This is a genomic window from Agromyces albus (genome assembly GCF_004134825.1).
Taxonomy (GTDB): Bacteria; Actinomycetota; Actinomycetes; order Actinomycetales; family Microbacteriaceae; genus Agromyces; species Agromyces albus.
Genome location: NZ_SDPN01000015.1, coordinates 18,031 through 35,664, shown reverse-complemented (window position 1 = coordinate 35,664; position 17,634 = coordinate 18,031). Strand labels below are relative to the sequence as shown.

The 17,634-nt window shown below is 69.5% G+C and carries 14 protein-coding genes; 5 read left to right on the top strand and 9 right to left on the bottom strand.

The window, feature by feature from the left end:
- Window positions 1-52: 52 nt before the first annotated feature.
- Window positions 53-733: a DUF8185 domain-containing protein gene (locus ESP51_RS09840; RefSeq protein WP_129520731.1), complete on the top strand. Its 681-nt coding sequence runs from the start codon at window positions 53-55 to the stop codon at window positions 731-733.
- Here ESP51_RS09840 and ESP51_RS09835 read toward each other — a convergent pair.
- From ESP51_RS09835 to pepN (ESP51_RS09795), 9 genes are all read right to left on the bottom strand, one after another.
- Window positions 730-2,397 carry an FAD-binding dehydrogenase gene (locus tag ESP51_RS09835; protein WP_129520730.1) on the bottom strand — a complete coding sequence of 556 codons (1,668 nt, stop codon included), beginning with the start codon at window positions 2,395-2,397 and terminating at the stop codon, window positions 730-732. The genes ESP51_RS09840 and ESP51_RS09835 overlap by 4 nt on opposite strands.
- A 45-nt stretch (window positions 2,398-2,442) precedes the next feature.
- Window positions 2,443-2,850, bottom strand: a complete 408-nt coding sequence (locus tag ESP51_RS21040) for a globin (RefSeq protein ID WP_241843099.1) — start codon at window positions 2,848-2,850, stop codon at window positions 2,443-2,445.
- A gap of 59 nt (window positions 2,851-2,909) precedes the next feature.
- A complete protein-coding gene (locus tag ESP51_RS21035; protein WP_129520728.1) occupies window positions 2,910-4,010 on the bottom strand; it encodes a mechanosensitive ion channel family protein in 1,101 nt (366 codons plus the stop codon).
- 11 nt (window positions 4,011-4,021) lie between these two features.
- Window positions 4,022-6,604 (bottom strand): aminopeptidase N, encoded by a 2,583-nt coding sequence (pepN, locus tag ESP51_RS09820; protein WP_129520727.1) that lies wholly within the window; start codon window positions 6,602-6,604, stop codon window positions 4,022-4,024.
- A gap of 66 nt (window positions 6,605-6,670) precedes the next feature.
- Entirely contained in the window at window positions 6,671-7,387 is a 717-nt protein-coding gene (locus tag ESP51_RS09815; protein WP_206737268.1) for a response regulator, read from the bottom strand.
- Complete coding sequence (locus tag ESP51_RS09810; protein ID WP_129520726.1) at window positions 7,384-8,682, bottom strand: sensor histidine kinase; 1,299 nt, start codon at window positions 8,680-8,682, stop codon at window positions 7,384-7,386. The genes ESP51_RS09815 and ESP51_RS09810 overlap by 4 nt, the downstream gene beginning before the upstream one ends.
- 10 nt (window positions 8,683-8,692) lie before the next feature.
- The gene (locus ESP51_RS09805) at window positions 8,693-9,547 is read right to left on the bottom strand and encodes an ABC transporter permease subunit (RefSeq protein ID WP_129520725.1); all 855 of its coding nucleotides are present in this window, start codon (window positions 9,545-9,547) and stop codon (window positions 8,693-8,695) included.
- Complete coding sequence (locus tag ESP51_RS09800; protein WP_129520724.1) at window positions 9,544-10,455, bottom strand: ABC transporter ATP-binding protein; 912 nt, start codon at window positions 10,453-10,455, stop codon at window positions 9,544-9,546. Before ESP51_RS09800 ends, ESP51_RS09805 begins: the two co-directional genes overlap by 4 nt.
- A gap of 114 nt (window positions 10,456-10,569) precedes the next feature.
- The gene (pepN, locus tag ESP51_RS09795; RefSeq protein WP_129520723.1) at window positions 10,570-13,158 is read right to left on the bottom strand and encodes an aminopeptidase N; all 2,589 of its coding nucleotides are present in this window, start codon (window positions 13,156-13,158) and stop codon (window positions 10,570-10,572) included.
- 131 nt (window positions 13,159-13,289) lie between these two features.
- On the opposite strand from pepN (ESP51_RS09795), the gene ESP51_RS09790 reads away from it, so the two are divergent.
- The 4 genes from ESP51_RS09790 to ESP51_RS09775 all read left to right on the top strand — a co-directional run bounded on the left by ESP51_RS09790 (window position 13,290) and on the right by ESP51_RS09775 (window position 17,628).
- Complete coding sequence (locus ESP51_RS09790; RefSeq protein WP_129520722.1) at window positions 13,290-14,276, top strand: DUF2332 domain-containing protein; 987 nt, start codon at window positions 13,290-13,292, stop codon at window positions 14,274-14,276.
- Window positions 14,277-14,285: 9 nt separating this feature from the next.
- Window positions 14,286-14,801, top strand: coding sequence for a ribose-5-phosphate isomerase (locus ESP51_RS09785; RefSeq protein ID WP_129520721.1), 516 nt, complete (start codon window positions 14,286-14,288; stop codon window positions 14,799-14,801).
- Window positions 14,802-14,810: 9 nt separating this feature from the next.
- The gene (locus ESP51_RS09780) at window positions 14,811-15,815 is read left to right on the top strand and encodes an Fpg/Nei family DNA glycosylase (protein WP_129520720.1); all 1,005 of its coding nucleotides are present in this window, start codon (window positions 14,811-14,813) and stop codon (window positions 15,813-15,815) included.
- A gap of 217 nt (window positions 15,816-16,032) precedes the next feature.
- Window positions 16,033-17,628 (top strand): peptide ABC transporter substrate-binding protein, encoded by a 1,596-nt coding sequence (locus tag ESP51_RS09775; protein WP_241843093.1) that lies wholly within the window; start codon window positions 16,033-16,035, stop codon window positions 17,626-17,628.
- The last annotated feature ends 6 nt before the right edge of the window (window positions 17,629-17,634 follow it).

Here is a 17,634-nt window from a genome sequence, read left to right as displayed (position 1 = left end):
CGGAGCGCGGGTCGCCGGTGGCGGCGGCGCACCTTGGTAGTTTAGACAGGAGATGGTTCAACAACTCACGCTCGCGGACAGCCTTTCACTCGGCGACCTGCACACCTATCTTCAACGCGCAGGCCGCGTCGAAGACGGTTCGGTGCGCCTTATCGCCGGTTCCGGCATCCTCGCGGTGTACACCGCGATCCTCTATCCGCGCGGGATCCTCGACGAGAGTCCCACGGTGCTCGGCCTGCGCACCTTCGCGCTCGCCGACGACGAGGAGTTCGACTCGGTCGTGCCGATGCGCTCCCTCGTCGACCGCATCGTGCGTGCGCGCGCCGAGATCGGCGAAGACGACGAGTCGCGCCCGGTGTCGATGTCGCGACCGCCCGAGGTGAACACGGTCACGTGGGCGGGCATCTCGCCGCCGCGCGGAGGCTGGCGGCCCCTTGGCGAGACGGATGCCGCGACGCTCGAGACGGCGGCCCGACGCGGTATCGACGAGGTCGCCCAGGCGATCCCGGCGGGCACCGGAGAGCAGCTCGTGCAGCGCGTGCGCTCCGAGGTCTGGGGGCGCGGCGTCGAGGGGCTCGAGTACGTGCCGACCGGTGCGGCCTTCGCCGCATACAGCCTGGGGTTCCTCGGCGACGACACCGTCAAGCTCTTCGAGACGGGCCCATGGACCCGGCTCTCCTCGCGGCGCGGCCACGTGCTCGTGCGCCGCAAGCCCTGGACGCTGAAGGCCTAGGCGCTCGCGATCGACCGCCCGGCGGCTCGCCCGGTGAAGAGGCATCCGCCGAGAAAGGTGCCCTCGAGCGCGCGGTACCCGTGCACGCCGCCGCCGCCGAACCCGGCGGCCTCGCCGACCGCGTAGAGGCCGGGCACGGGCGCGCCGTCGGCGCCGAGCGCTCGCGATTCGAGGTCGGTCTGGATGCCGCCGAGGCTCTTGCGTGTGAGCAGGTGGAGCTTCACGGCGATGAGCGGCCCGGCCTTCGGGTCGAGGATCTTGTGCGGCGTCGCGACGCGGATGAGCTTGTCGCCGCGATACTTGCGGGCGGCGCGAACGGCGATGAGCTGGAGGTCCTTCGAGAACTCGTTGTCGAGCTCGCGGTCGCGCGCCACGATCTCGCGTTCGATGTTCGCGGTGTCGAGCTCGGTGCTGTGGGAGAGCCCGCGCATGCCCTCGAGCAGTTCGGGCAGGGTCTCGGCGACGACGAAGTCGACGCCGTGCTGCTTGAACGCCTCGACGGGCGCCGGGGCTCCCGGTCGCACGCGTTGCGCGAGCAGGCGCACGTCTTTGCCGGTGAGGTCGGGGTTCTGCTCGCTGCCCGAGAGCGCGAACTCCTTCTCGATGATCTTCTGCGTGAGCACGAACCACGAATGCGCGTGCCCGGTGGCGACGATGTGCTCGAGCGTGCCGAGCGTGTCGAAGCCGGGGAAGAGCGGCACCGGCATCCGCTTGCCGTTCGCGTCGAACCAGAGCGATGACGGGCCGGGCAGGATGCGGATGCCGTGCAGCGGCCACACCGGATGCCAGTTCGTGATGCCCTCGGTGTAGTGCCACATGCGGTCGCCGTTGACGAGTCGTGCGCCGGCGGTCTCGGAGATCGGCAGCATGCGGCCGTCGACGTGCGCGGGCACGCCCGAGAGCATCGCGGCGGGCGGCTCACCCATGCGCTTCGGCCAGAACTGGCGCACGAGCTCGTGGTTGCCGCCGATGCCGCCCGAAGCGACCACCACGGCCGGAGCGCGCAACTCGAAGTCGCCGGTCACCTCGCGATTGCTCGGCTCGCCTCGCTCGGCAGGATCGTCTGCGAGCACGGCACCGCGCACGCCCACGACCGCGCCGCCCTCGACGATGAGCTCGTCGACGCGGTGACGATGGCGGATCTCGACGAGACCCGCTGCTTCGCCGGCCTTCACGCGCGCGATGAACGGCGCGAGCACGCCGGGACCCGTGCCCCACGTGATGTGGAAGCGCGGCACGGAATTGCCGTGCCCGATCGCGTTGTACCCGCCGCGCTCGGCCCAGCCCACGACGGGGAAGAATCGCACGCCCTTCTCGTGCAGCCAGGCGCGCTTCTCGCCGGCGGCGAACTCGAGATAGGCGTCGGCCCAGCGGCGCCCCCACTCGTCTTCGTCGCGGTCGAAGCCCGCCGTGCCGTCCCAGTCCTGTCGCGCGAGCTCGAGCGAGTCGCGCACGCCCATGCGGCGCTGCTCGGGCGAATCGACGAGGAAGAGGCCGCCGAACGACCACCACGCCTGGCCGCCGAGGGTGGCCTCGGGCTCCTGGTCGACGATCACGACGCGCTTGCCCGCATCGACGAGTTCCGCGGCCGCGACGAGCCCCGACAGGCCCGCTCCGACGATGATCGCGTCGGGCGCGGATGCAGGGGAGGGGGTGGCGGCCACATGGACTCCTTCGTCTCGGGTGGTGCTGCGATTGCCTGTGCGGCGTCAGTCGTCGAAGGTGTTCACCATAGCGAGGGCGGCGCGCTGCAGGTAGTCCCAGAGGGTGGCCTCGGCGAGCGGCGGGAGATCGAGCGTGTCGACGGCGGCCCGCATGTGCGCCAGCCAGCGGTCGCGTGCCTCGGGGTTCACCTTGAACGGCTGGTGGCGCATCCGGAGACGTGGATGCCCCCGCTGCTCGCTGTAGGTGCCCGGTCCGCCCCAGTACTGCTCCAAGAACATCAGCAGGCGCTCGGCCGCAGGACCGAGATCGTCTTCGGGATACATCGGCCGCAGCACCGGGTCGTCGGCAACACCCCGGTAGAACTCGGCGACGAGCCGCTCGAAGGTCGGGCGCCCGCCGACGGACTCGTAGAACGACTGGCCGACGGCGGCACCGTGCTCGCTGCCCCGCAGCGGAACGGTGGCGGGCTGCGCAGGACCCGAGCCGGGTGCGATGTTCTGCGGTTGGTCGGTCACGCGGTGCCTCCGTTCGGCGGGGTCTTCGTCTTCGCAGCTCGAGGTGCCTTCGGCTGTCGCCCCTTGACGGCGCCGGCGTCGTCGGGGCCCGCAACGACCGCGCTCGGCGCGGTCTTCGGGGGCTTCGCACCCTTCACCCGGGTGGCGCCGTCGAAGCCGGTGAGCACGACGCTGTTGAGACTCGGAAGCTTCACGTCCATTGCATCGAGCGTACGCTTCAGGCGCATCCGGAGCTCCCTGGCGATGTCGTCCTTCGACGAGGTGCGCACCTTCATGACGATGCGGATCACCATCGCGTCGTCGGAGATCGACTCGAGCCCCCATACCTCGGGCTTCTCGAGCACGCGTGAGCGCCACTTGGTCGTCTGGGCGAGCTCGGCGGCCGTGCGGAGCATCTCGGCCTCGACCGTCTCGATGTCGGCCTCATAGGGAACGGCGAGGTCGAGGATGACCCGCGACCAGCCCTGCGACATGTTGCCGACCCGCAGGATCTCGCCGTTGCGCACGAACCAGAGCGTGCCGTTCACGTCGCGCACCTTCGTGATGCGGATCTGCACCTCTTCGACGATGCCCGTGGCAGGGCCGAGGTCGACGACGTCGCCGACGCCGAGCTGGTCCTCGATGACCATGAACAGGCCGTTGAGCACGTCCTTCACGATGTTCTGCGCGCCGAAGCCGAGGCCGGCGCCGATCGCCGCCGAGAGCAGCGCGAACGAACCGAGGATGGTCGCATCGATGACGCCCACGATCATGAGCGTGCCGACGACGAAGAGCGTCACGTTCACGACGTTGCGGAGGAGGGTGCCGAGCGTGCGGGTGCGCTGCACGAGGCGCACTGCGGCGAGCGGCGACGCCTGCAGCGCCTGGGTGTCGGTGACGTCCTGCTTCTTCTTCACTCCCGAGACGATGCGGGTGACGACCCGGTCGATGACGAAGTGGAAGACCCAGCGGATGAGGAACGCGATCGCGACGATCACGACGACCGAGACGAGCTTGCCGACGATCGTGCCCCAATTCTGGGCCCAGAACTGCGCGACGCCGGTCCAGAAATCGACGCTCAGCGGCGTATCGTCTGGGAGGACCTCTGCGAAGAACATGGTGTGAAAGTCTACTGAGCGTCGCCCGAGAGATCGCTGGCATCGCGGGCCTGCGCGGCCAGGGCGCGCTCGAGCTCCGAGAGCTGCTCCGCGACGAGCCGGTGCAACGGTGCCGGCTCGGGGTTGGCGTCGAGCCACGCGCGCGTGACCGCGGCCACCTCGGGCGAGACGAGCGGCGCCGGGTAGAGGCGTGAGACGACGAGCGAGGCCATCGTGAAGCCGCGGCTCGCCCACACCGATTGCAGCTCGGCGAAGTACTCGTTCACGGTCGAGGCGAGCAGCTCTGGCCACAGCGTGCGTCGCCATCCGTCGGCGATCGCGCGGGCGAGGTCGTTCGACAGGCTCGTGTCGGTGACCACCCGCCGCCACGCGGTGTCCTTCACGGCCTGGTCGGGCCGCGCAGCGAGTGCCGTCTCGACCAGCTGGCGGCCCTTCGCGGTGTCGTCGCGAGCGAGTGCGTCGTCGATCTCGTCGTCGGATGCCGCGCCGAGGGCCGCGCGCGCGATCACGAGCTCCCAGCGCAGGTCGAGGTCGATCTCGAGGCCATCGAGCTTGATCGCACCATCGAGCAGGCTCCCGAGCACGTCGGCGTGCGCCGGCGTCGCCGCGATGCGAGTGAACGCCTTCACGAACTGCAGTTGCGCATCGGAGCCGGCGCCGGCGAGCTCGGCGAGCGCCCACACCGCGTCGCCGGTCTCGGCGGCGATCTGCTCCCGGTGCTCCTCGGCGAGATACCGGCCCACGGCGAGCTCGAGGCGCGAGAGCGCGAGTCCGCGAGCCGCCGACTGCGTCTCGTGCCCGATGCTGCCGATCACGAGCCGCACGAAGTCGCTCGGGGCGACCTCGGCGTCACGCACCGCGTCCCAAGCGGACCCGAGCACGACCGCTCGCGCGACGGGGTCTCTCAGCTCCGCGAGGTGCGTCGTCGCGGCGGCGAGCGAGCGCGCATCGAGGCGCACCTTGGCGTAGGTGAGGTCGTCGTCGTTCACGAGCAGCACCTCGGGCCGGGGGAGCCCGACGAGGCCGGGCACGTCGGTGGTCGCGCCGTCGACGTCGAGTTCGACGCGGTGCGTGCGCGCGAGTCCGGCGTCGCCGAGCGAATAACAGCCGATCGCGAGTCGGTGAGGGCGGAGCGTCGGATGCGACGCGCTCGCCGTCTGCTCGACACGTGCGGCGGTGATCGTGCCCGCGGCATCCGTCTCGACCACCGTTCTCAGCGTGTTCACGCCCGCCGTCTCGAGCCAGAACTCCGACCAGCGGGTCAGGTCACGACCGCTGGCCCGCTCGAGCTCGTCGAGCAGGTCGCGGAGGGTGGCATTGCCGCCGGCGTGGGCCGTGAGGTAGGCGCCGACCCCACGCTGGAACGCGTCGAGGCCGACCCACGCGACGAGTTGCTTCAGCACGGACGCACCCTTGTCATAGGTGATCGCGTCGAAGTTCACCTCGACGTCGGCGAGATCGTCGATGTCGGCGACGATGGGATGCGTCGACGGCAGCTGGTCCTGCTCGGCGGCGTGGGTCTTCTCGTCGCTCGCGAAGGTGGCCCAGACGCCCGTGAACTCGGTGACCTGCGAGGTCGCGAGCGTCGACGCCCACGTGGCGAACGACTCGTTGAGCCACAGGTCGTTCCACCACTTCATCGTCACCGAGTTGCCGAACCACATATGCGAGAGCTCGTGCAGCACGACGATGGCGCGCTGCTCGCGACGCGCATCCGACACTCGCGAGCGGAACAGGTAGGACTCGTTGAAGGTGACCGCGCCGACGTTCTCCATTGCGCCCCAGTTGTACTCGGGCACGAAGATCTGGTCGTACTTGCCGTAGGGGTAGGGAACGCCGAAGGCACTCTCGTAGAAGGCGAGGCCGGCTTGCACGGTCTCGAACATCACGTCGGGCTCTGCGTACGTGGCGAGCGAGGCACGCGTGAAGAGGCCGAGGGGGATGTCGCGGCCGTCGGCGCTTCGCGCGCCGGCGTGCCAGGCGCGATACGGGCCGGCGATGATCGCGACGATGTAGCTCGAGATCACCGGGCCGGGATCGAACGACCAGACTGCGGTCGACGATGGGTTGCGCGAGTCGACCGGCCCGGCCGTGGCCGTCGGCGTCGGCGCGTTGCTCAGCACCTGCCAGTGCGCGGGAGCCGCGATCGTGAAGCGGAACGAGGCCTTCAGGTCGGGCTGGTCGAAGACCGCGAAGACCCGGTTCGCCTCGGCGACGGCGAACTCTGTGTAGAGGTAGGTCTCGCCGTCGACGGGATCGACGAATCGGTGCAGTCCCTCGCCGGTGTTCATGTACCGGGCCTCGGCCACGACGCGCAGCTCGTTCTCGGCATCGAGACCGTCGAGCCGGATGCGGGTGCCGTCGCTCACCGCGTTCGGCTCGAGCGTGCGTCCGTTGAGCACGACCTCGTGCACTGCGTCGCTGCACGCCTCGATGAACGTCGACGCTCCGGAAGTCGCCTCGAAGCGCACGACCGTCTCGCTGCGGAACGTCTCGCCGCTGCCGGTGAGATCGAGCAGCACCTCGTAGCGCGGGGCCCAGACGGTCGAGGCGCGCTGTTCGGCTTCGGTGCGCGTGAGGTTGGCAGCGGGCATCGGCGAGTAGCCTCCATCGATCGGGTCGACCGCCAGCCTACTGACTCAGTTCGCGAGCCTCCTGACTCAGCTCGCCGCCGCGCCCGGCGCCGGGAGGACGCCGTTCTCGTACGCGAAGATCACGAGCTGCACGCGATCGCGCGCGTCGAGTTTCTGCAGCACACGGCCGACGTGGGTCTTCACCGTCGACTCCGAGAGGTGGAACGCAGACGCGATCTCGCCGTTGCTCTGCCCTTGCGCCACCGCGACGAGGATCTCGCGTTCGCGAGGGGTCAGCGTCGCCAGCACCATCGCGCCCTGATCCGATTGCGCCGTCGGCGTGGGCAATTGGGCCGCGAACAGCTCGATCATGCGTCGCGTCACCCTCGGAGCAAGGCTCGCGTCGCCGGCGTGCACGGTGCGGATGGCGGTAATGAGCTCTTGCGGGCGAGCGTCCTTCAGGAGGAACCCGCTCGCACCCGCCCGGAGTGCAGCGAACGCGTATTCGTCGTGGTCGAAGGTCGTGAGCACGATGATCCGGGGCGGTGCTGCGCCGCCGCCGTTCGATACGGTCGAGACGATCGTCTCCGTCGCGGCGATCCCATCGATGCCCGGCATCCGCACGTCCATGAGCAGCACGTCGAGTTCGTGCGTGCGAGCGAGCTCGATCGCGCCGCGGCCGTCGGCAGCCTCGCCGACCACTTCGATGCCGGGCTCAGCTTCGAGCAGCATGCGGAATCCGATGCGCACGAGCGCCTGGTCGTCGACGATGCCGACACGGATGGCGATGGGCGAGGTGTTCACGCGTCGACCTCGGAGATCGTGGGGATCGCGGCACGCTCGTCGCGGGGGAGCACCACGCGGAGCCGCCACCCGCCACCTGTGCGCGGGCCGGCTTCGAGCGAGCCGCTGTAGAGCGCCACGCGCTCGCGCATGCCGATGAGGCCCCGGCCGCTGCCCTCGACCTGCGTCGTCGACGGTGCATGGCCGTCGTCAACCACGAGCACCTCGGTGGCATCGCCGCGATACTCGATCGTCACCTCGACACGGCTCGCCGCGGCAGCATGCCTGAGCGTGTTCGTGAGGCCTTCCTGCACGATGCGGTAGATCGTGAGCTCGAGGGCCGGGTCGGCGTCGGGGCGGCCGATCGTCGTGAGCCGCACGGGCATGCCCGCCCCGCGGAAGCCCTCGATGAGCTCGGGCAGGTCGGCGGTGCCGGGCTGCGGTGACCGCGCGGCATCCCGGGATTCGGACTCGGCGAGGATGCCGAGCATGCGGCGCATCTCAGCGAGGGCGCCTCGCCCGGTGTCGGCGACGAGCCGCATGGCCTCGCCGGCTCGTGCTGCGTCGCGTTCGGCCGTCGCGGCGGAGCCCTCGGCGAGTGTCACCATCACGGTCACGCTGTGCGCGACGACGTCGTGCATCTCGCGAGCGATGCGAGAGCGCTCGACGGCGGTCGCGAGCAGCGCCTGCTGGTCGCGCTCGCGGGCGAGGTCGTGCGCTCGGGCGATGAGGGCGTTGAGGTAGCGGCGCCGGTTGCCGACGGTCACGCCGATGAGCGTCGCGATGAGCATGAAGATTGCGTACTGCGTGGCGGATTCCGGGGCGCCGATGTCGAAGGGGGAGACCATGTCGTCGGCTTGTGCCGCGACGGAGAGGTACGCCGACGCCGTCCCGACCACGACCGAGGCGCCGAACCCGACCCACGCTGCTCTCGTCGACCGGTAGACGGCGAGGGCGTACAGCGCGACGAGCACCGGGAACAGGTCGATCGAGCCGAGCGGGTAGATGACGAGGCAGCTGAACCAGCCGACGCCCATGAGGAGCCAGGGCCTGGTTCGGCGGTAGAGCATCGCGGCGGCGGATGCGGCGACGGAACCGAGTTGGGCGAGTCCCAACCAGAACGGCCCAGACGGTTCGAACGCGAACGAGAGCGTGCCGAGGAGCGTCGGCACGAAGTAGAGCGCGGCGATCAGTGCATCGGTGAGCCGCGGATGCCGCCCCCAGAACTGGCGCACGACGCCCGGCGGCTTCGGCAGACGAAGCTCTCCCCCGACTACCGATGCCGGGTAGCCGGGGGAGAGCGGTGCTTCCGTCATGGACTGGACTCTACGCGTCTCGCCGCTTCAGGAGCACGACGGCTCCGACGATGGGTGCCCCCACCCAGCCGAGCACGATGAGGAGGTTCTCCCAGAACGGCACCGCGTCAGCCGCGGCCGAGGTGTCGGCGAAGAGGCTGTGCCCTGCGTTCGGGAGCACGTACGGCAGGACGTCCTGCACCCAGTCGGCGGGGATCATCTGCAACACGAGCGGCAACACGAGCAGTACCCCGACCACGGTTGCGATGCCGCCGGCGCTCGATCGGAGCATGGTGCCCACCCCGAGCGCGAACAACGCGATGAGGGCAAGGTAGAGCCCGGCGCCGAGGATCCGCAGGATGACGCTGGCGTCGAGCAGGTTCGCGCCGATGCCCGAGTCGGCGAACACCGCGGACGCCACGAAGAAGGCGCCCACTGCTGAGATCGTCGCCATCACGAAGGTCACGGCGAACAGCACGACGGCCTTGGCCGCGAGGGCCGGCAGCCTGTTCGGCACGGCTGCAAGCGTCGAGCGGATCATCCCGGTCGAGTACTCACCGGTGATCACGAGCACGCCGAGCACGGCGACGACGAGCTGTCCGAAGAACGCGCCGAACGTCGAGGCCTGCACGAGCAACCCGGCCTGCGCCTCGCTCGACAGGCCGGCGGCATCCGCTTCGCCCGCTGGGCCGCCGCCGCTCACGTAGCTCAGCGTCATGATGAGCGCCATGCCGAGCGAGAGCACCACGAGGATCACGTACGACCAGATCGTCGAGCGGAGGCTGCGGAGCTTGATCCATTCGGAGCGGAGCACACCGCCGAATGACAGCGAGGTGGGGCGAGTGCGCTGCGAGGGTCGCGCGGTGGTTGGGGTGATCGTGGTCATCGGACGGCCTCCGTGCGGTATTCGACCGAGTCGGCGGTCAGGGCCATGTAGGCCTCTTCCAGCGACGCGTTCTGCGGGGTGAGTTCGTGGATCGCGAGTCCGTGCTCGGCGGCGAGGTCGCCGATACCGGATGCCGCGACGCCCGTGACCTCGAGCACGCCCGCCTCGGAGCGCACCACGGCGATCTCGGGTGCGGCGAGCAGGTCGGCGAGTTCCGAGGCGTGCGGCGACCGAACCCGGACCCGGGGGCGAGTTCCGCCGGCGATGATGTCGGCGACGGGCGCATCGGCGATGATCTCGCCGCGGCCGAGCACGATGAGGTGATCGGCGGTGACGGCCATCTCGCTCATGAGGTGCGAGGAGAGGAAGACCGTGCGGCCCTCCGAGGCGAGGTGCCGCACGAACTGGCGCACCCACAGCACGCCCTCGGGGTCGAGCCCGTTGACGGGTTCGTCGAGGATCAGGGTGGCGGGGTCGCCGAGCATCGCCGCCGCGATGCCGAGGCGCTGGCCCATGCCGAGCGAGAACCCGCCGACGCGCTTGCGCGCCACGGACTCGAGCCCCGTGAGCTCGATGACCTCGTGCACGCGGCGCGCGCCGATGCCGTGCGTGGCGGCCATGGCGAGCAGGTGGTTGAACGCGCTCCGGCCCGTATGCACGGCCTTCGCGTCGAGGAGCGCGCCGACCTCGTGCAACGGCGCCCGGTGCGCCGCGTACGGCTTGCCGTTGACCGTGACGCGGCCATCGCTCGGCCGGTCGAGGCCGACGATCATGCGCATCGTCGTGGATTTGCCGGCGCCGTTCGGGCCGAGGAAGCCGGTGACCTGCCCCGGGCGGACGGTGAAGCTGATGTCGTTGACGGCCGTCTTCGCGCCATAGCGCTTGGCCAGTCCTTCTGCGGTGATCATGCTAGCAACGCTAGGGATCGCCGAACGCTCGGGCATCGGCCGGGGGAATGGTTTCGGGGCGGCGGCGGATGGTACCGAGGTACCACCCGCCGCCGCCCCGAAGTACGGCAGCGACTACCGCGCGGCGTGCTCCCGCGCGGCGAACTCCGACGCGCCGCGTTCCTGCGTGTCGCGCTCCTGCGCTGCGAGCGCGCGCTCGACTCCGGCGAGGTTCTCGATCACGAGGCGGCGCAGCGCCGGCGTCTCGGGGTGCGAGTCGAGCCACGCGCGCGACGCGTCGGCGAGCGAGCGGTTCGCGAGCGTCGACGGGTAGAGACCGTCGACGAGCTTCTCGGCGATCGCGTAGCTGCGCGACTCCCACACGTCTTCGAGCATCGCGAAGTACCGCTCGACGAACGGCTCGAGCAGCGCCGGGTCTGCGGCCCGGAGGAAGCCCAGCGCGGTCGTGCGCACGATGGTGTTGGGCGCGGTGTCGACGTCGATGAGCGACGACCAGGCGCGCTGCTTGCCCGCGAGCGTGGGAGTGGCCGCTCGGGCGTGCGCGGCCGACTGCTGTCCGGTTGCCGTGTTGTCTTCCGCGAGGCGCGCATCGATCTCGGCGTCGCCCGCGCGACCGGCGGCCACGAGCGCGATGAGCAGCTCCCAGCCGAGATCGGTGTCGATGTCGAGTCCATCGAGCGCGAGCGAACCGTCGAAGAGCGCCTGCAGCACGTCGACGTTCGAGCCGGACTCCGCGATCGAGGCGAAGTACTTCACGAACTGGAACTGCGCGTCGCTGCCAGGAGCCGCGGCGCGTGCCAGATCCCAGAACGTGTCGGCGAGGCTGCGCAGCGCTTCGACGCGGCGCTCAGGCGCGGTGTACGAGCTCGCAGCGAGCACCGCCTGCCCGAGCACGATACGCAGCGTCGTCGACTCGGTCTCGGTGGCGATGTTCCCGAGCACGAGCCGCAAGTACTCGGTCGCACTCGTCTCGGCGTCGCGCGTGGCATCCCACACCGAGCTCCAGACGAGGGCGCGGGCCAGGGGGTTCTCGATGCCCGAGAGGTGCTCGGTCGCGGCCGCGAGCGACGCCTCGTCGAGGCGGATCTTCGCGTAGGCGAGGTCGTCGTCGTTCAGGAGCACGAGCGCGGGGCGGGCGAGCCTCACGAGCTCGGCGACGTCGGTGCGCTCGCCGTCGACGTCGAGCTCCAGGCGGTGCTCGCGAACGAGCTTGTCGCCCTTGAGGTTGTAGAAGCCGATCGCGAGTCGGTGCGGGCGGATGGTGGGGTAGTCGGCGGCCGCCGACTGCAGCACCGTGAACGCGGTGATCGTGCCCGAGGCATCCGTCTCGATCTCAGGACGCAGCGTGTTGACGCCGGCTGTCTCGAGCCAGAGCTCCGACCAGCTGGAGAGGTCGCGGCCGCTCGCCGTCTCGAGCTCTGCGAGCAGGTCGGCGAGCGTGGTGTTGCCCCACTGGTGCTTCTTGAAGTAGGCCGAGACGCCCGTGAAGAACGCGTCGATGCCCACCCAGGCCACGAGCTGTTTCAGCACCGAGCCGCCCTTGGCATAGGTGATGCCGTCGAAGTTCACCTGCACGTCTTCGAGGTCGTTGATGGTCGCGACGACCGGATGCGTCGAGGGCAGCTGGTCTTGGCGGTATGCCCAGTTCTTCTCCATGGAGTTGAACGTCGTCCAGGCCTCGTGCCACTCAGTGGCCTCGGCGGTCGCGATCGTCGACGCCCACTCGGCGAACGATTCGTTCAGCCAGAGGTCGTTCCACCACTTCATCGTGACGAGGTCGCCGAACCACATGTGGGCGAGCTCGTGCAGGATCGTGACGACGCGGCGCTCCCTGATCGCGTCGGTCACCTTCGAACGGAACACGTAGGCCTCGGTGAAGGTCACCGCGCCGGCGTTCTCCATCGCACCCGCGTTGAACTCGGGCACGAAGAGCTGGTCGTACTTCTCGAACGGGTACGCGAGGTCGAACTTCGACTCGAAGTACTCGAAGCCCTGCTTCGTCTTCTCGAAGACGTAGTCGGCGTCGAGGTACTGCGAGAGGCTCTTGCGGCTGTACACGCCGAGCGGGATGACGCGGCCGTCGCGGCTCGTGAGCTCGTCGCGCACGACGGCATACGGGCCCGCGACGAGGGCGGTGATGTAGCTCGAGATGCGCGGGGTGGGCGCGAAGGCCCAGGTCTTGGCGTCGGCGCCCGCGGCGACGGCCTCGGGCGTCGGCGAGTTCGACACGACCTCCCAGTGCGCCGGTGCAGTGACCGTGAACCGGAACGAGGCCTTCAGGTCGGGCTGCTCGAACACCGCGAACATGCGGCGCGAGTCGGGCACCTCGAACTGCGTGTAGAGGTAGACCTCTTCGTCGACCGGATCGACGAAGCGGTGCAGGCCCTCGCCGGTGTTCATGTAGTTGCCGTCGGCGACGACGACGAGCTCGTTCTCGGCCGCGAGGTTCGGCAGCTGGATGCGGACGCCGTCGCTGACCTCGGCGGGGTCGAGCGAGGCGCCGTTCAGCGTCACCGAGTGCATGGTCGCCGTGATCGCATCGATGAACGTCGAGGCGCCCTCTGTGGCGGCGAAGCGCACGGTCGTCTGGCTGCGGAACACCTCCGGACCGGTGGTCACATCGAGCACGACGTCGTAGTCGTGCACCGAGACCAGCGCGGCGCGCTCCTCGGCTTCGATTCGGGTGAGGTTCTCTCCGGGCACGTGTGGGGCTCCTTCGCGGTCATCGACGCGGCTCGTGGCCGCAGGCAATGCCCATCAGCCTAGCCCGCAGGCGGCCCGCGCAGCAGGCCCTGCGCATTGACCGTCTCGCGCCCCGGATCTAGCGTGGCGATATGCACACGAGCGTCGATCCCAGTGCACCCACGCCCGATCGGTATCGGGCCTTCGCCGAGGTCGAGTCCCGAGGAATGTCGACGACGTATGAGGCGTGGGCGCTCGGTGCGGCGGATGACCCGGCCACGCTGCGGCTCATCGACGAGCTGCCTCCGGCGAAGCGCCAGCCGAACCTCGTGTTCGCCGCGGCGCGGTTCCAGGGTGTGCCGGCCGGGCCCTACTCCCTCTTCCGGGAATGGCTGCACGCGCATTGGGTGGAGGTGCGGGCCACCGCGCTCACCCATGCCACCCAGACGAACGAAGCCGCGCGCTGCGCGCTCCACCTCCCGGTGCTCGCCCGGCTGCAAGGCCCGCTCGCCCTGCTCGAGGTGGGAGCCTCGGCGGGTCTCTGCCTCTACCCCGACCGGTACAGCTACCGGTACACGGGGCATCCGCAGCTCGACCCCGTCGACGGACCGAGCGAGGTCGTGCTCGACTGCGAGGCATCCGCCGCCGTTCCGATTCCCGAGCTGCTCCCCGACGTCGTCTGGCGGGCGGGCATCGACCTGAACCCGCTCGACGTACGGCGACCCGATGACCTCGCGTGGCTCGATGCGCTCATCTGGCCCGAACACGACGATCGGAGGGCCCGGCTGCAGGCTGCCGCGCGCATCGCCGCCGCCGACCCGCCCCACATCGTCGCGGGCGACCTCAACGAGCGTCTCGCCGGCCTCGCGGCCGAGGCGCCCTCAGACGCGACCCTCGTCGTCTTCCACACCGCGGTCCTCGCCTACCTCGACGAGGCCGCGCGTGCGGAGTTCGTCGGCACCGTGCGCGGGCTGCCCGGTCACTGGGTCTCGGTGGAGGGACGCACGATCGTGCCCGGCATCGCCGTGCGCGAGGACTCCGCCCGCGACGGAACCCAGTTCGTGCTCGCGCTCGACGGCGAACAGCTCGCGTGGGCGCAACCGCACGGGCGCGCGCTCCGCTGGGTCGCGAATCCCTAGACTTGGCGCATGCGCATCCATATCGCGACCGACCACGCCGGCCTCGAGTTCAGCCGCACCCTCGTCGACCACCTCACCAACGGTGGGCACGAGGTGCTCGACCACGGGCCGTCGGTGTACGACCCGCTCGACGACTACCCGGCGTTCTGCATCAACGCGGCGCTCGCCGTCGTGCGAGACCAGGCCGCGGGCGTGCGCGCGCTCGGGATCGTGTTCGGCGGCTCGGGCAACGGCGAGCAGATCGCCGCGAACAAGGTGCGCGGCATCCGTGCTGCCCTCGTCTGGAGCATGGACACGGCGATTCTCGCGCGCGAGCACAACGACGCGAACGTCATCTCGATCGGTGCGCGCCAGCACACGGTCGAAGAGGCCATCCGCTACATCGACGCGTTCATCGCCGAGCCGTTCTCGGGCGACGAACGCCACGTGCGCCGCATCGCGCAGCTCGCCGAGTACGAGGAGACCGGCGACATCGCGGGCAAGGGCGTCGACGTCTCGACGGGCTCGACCGCCGCTTCGGAGTAGACGAGCGCAATGCCCGAGGGCCACTCCGTCCACCGCATCACGCGGCAGTTCGAGCGCAACTTCGTGGGGCACGTCGTGCATGCGTCGAGTCCGCAGGGCAGGTTCGCGGCGGGCGCCGCTGAGCTCGACGGGCGACGGATGACGGATGCCCGCGCTGTCGGCAAGCAGATGTTCCTCGGCTTCGAGGGCGACCGCTGGCTCCGGGTGCACCTCGGCATGTACGGCGCGTGGGACTTCGCCGGCGACATCCTCATGGACGCGACGATCGCCTCGGCCAACGGCCGCATGGGGCACACAGGCCAGAAAGGCACGTTCCTAGAGGGCTCGAACCCCGATGCGGTCGTATTCGACACGGCGGGGGAGAACTCCATCACCTCCATCGGCGCGCCTCGGCGCACCCGATTGCGGATGTCGGAGTCCGAGAAGGAGAGCAACGAACTCACGACCTTCCCGCCCGAACCCGTGGGGCAGGTGCGCGTGCGGCTCCTGACCGACACGGTGAGCGCCGACCTCCGGGGGCCCACGGCGTGCGAGGTGCTCGATCCCGCGCAGGTCGAGGCCGTCGTGGCCCGGCTCGGGCCCGATCCGCTCATCGACGAGGGCAAGGCCGCAGAAGACCGGTTCGCGGCATCCGTCACGAAGAAGCCGACCCCGATCGCGCTGCTGCTCATGGACCAGAACGTGATCGCGGGCATCGGCAATGTCTATCGCGCCGAGCTCCTGTTCCGCGCGCGGCAGAATCCGCACACGCCGGGCAGGCTCGTGCCGGAAGAGCACGTGCGGCACTTGTGGCGCGACTGGGCGAAGCTGCTCCGCCTCGGCGTGGAGACCGGCCAGATGATGACGATGGACGACCTCGACGACGAAGCCTTCCGTGCAGCGATGGCGAATCGTGCCGATCGGCACTGGGTGTACAAGCGCGAGGGGCTGCCCTGTCGGGTGTGCGGCACCAACATCGTGCTCGAGGAGCTGGGCGCCCGCAAGCTCTACTGGTGCCCGTACTGCCAGGCGTAGGTCGCAGCTTCCGGCGGGAATCCGAACATGTCGCCGGGTCATCCATGGTGTTACCGCGTCGTTAAAAGTTCAATGAATTCTGAAAGTTCATGAACGAAGCATGGACTCTTGGTGTCCCGCTCCCTACCATTGCCTCAACGATGAGCCGGCGACCCCCGCTGCAGGCTCAGGCCCGGGCGGCCGCGACATCCCAGTCGCCGGTCCATGAGGAGGAACTGTGAAACACCCAGCACTTGCGCTCCTGGGCGCGGCGTCCGTCGTGGTTCTCGCACTCTCTGCGTGCACGAGCGGAGGCGAGGGCGCCGACGCCACCGGCGATCGCACGATCGTCTTCGCGACGGGGGAGCCCGACCACCTCACGCCCGGTCGCCAGACCGTCGCCTTCGACCAGGTGCTCAGCGTCTTCGCCCCGCTCGTCACGCTCAACGAGCAGAACGAGCTCGAGTACGTGCAGGCCGAGTCGATCGAGTCCGACGACGCGACGACGTGGACGATCACGCTGAAGGACGGCTGGACCTTCCACAACGGCGAGCCGGTCACGGCACACAGCTACGTCGACGCGTGGAACCACACCGCCTATGGTCCGAACTCATGGGAGAACAGTGGACAGCTGGCTTCCATCTCCGGCTACGCCGACCTGAACCCCACTGAGGGAGAGCCGGTCGCCGAGACCATGAGCGGCCTCGCCGTGGTCGACGAGCTCACCTTCACGGTCGAGCTCATCGGACCCGACAGCCAGTTCCCGCTGCAGTTGAGCTCGGGCCAGACGGGGTTCTATCCGATGCCCGAGGCCGCGTACGAAGACCTCGATGCCTACGACCGTCGGCCCATCGGGAACGGCCCGTTCGAGATGACCGAGCCGTGGGAGGACAACGCCGAGTTCACGGTCAGTGCGTACGACGACTACGCCGGCGAGCAGCCGACCATCGACGGCGTCACCTTCCGCAGCTACACCGACATGAACACCGCCTACACCGACGTGCTCGCCGGCAACGCCGACGTCGTCTTCGTGCCCGCGGGCAAGATGACGAACGCCGGGGCCGACTTCGGCGACCGCCTGTACGCGTTCGAGGCACCCGGCGTGGACTACCTCGGCTTCCCGCTGTGGGATCCGCGCTACGCGAGCACCGAGTTGCGACAGGCCATCTCGATGGCGATCGACCGCGACGCTGTCAACGAGGCGATCTACGGCGGCATCCACGAACCCGCCACGGCGCTCACGGCGCCGAGCATGGCCGGCACTCCCGAAGGCGTCTGCGGTGAGTACTGCGAGTTCGATCCAGACGCCGCGAAGGCGCTGCTCGAGCAGGCCGGCGGCTTCGAGGGCACGATGGAGATCATCTATCCCGGCGGCCTCGGCATCGACTCGCTCTTCGAGGCGTACGCCAACCAGATCCGCCAGAACCTCGGCATCGCCGACGTCGTGGCCAAGCCGACGACAGATTGGGCCGAGTACTACGAGTCGCTGACCTCGAAGACGGTGACCGGGCCGCACTTCGGTCACTGGGGCGCGCTCTACGCGAGCCAGCAGAACACCTTGCGCAGCCTCTTCACCGAGACCGGCGGATGCTACGACTGCACGGCGTACAGCAATGCCGAGGTCGACGCACTGCTCGCCGAGGCCGATGCTGCACCGACGCTCGACGAGTCCTACGCGCTGTACGCCGAGGTGCAGGAGGTCGTGCTGGAGGACTTCCCGACGGTGCCGACGTTCTCGAACAAGTACCCGTACGTGACCTCGCCGAAGATCGCCGAGCTCCCGGCCGTGTCGGGCAGCGTCGTGCTCTCGCTCGTCGAGCTCTCGGAAGGATAGGCACCG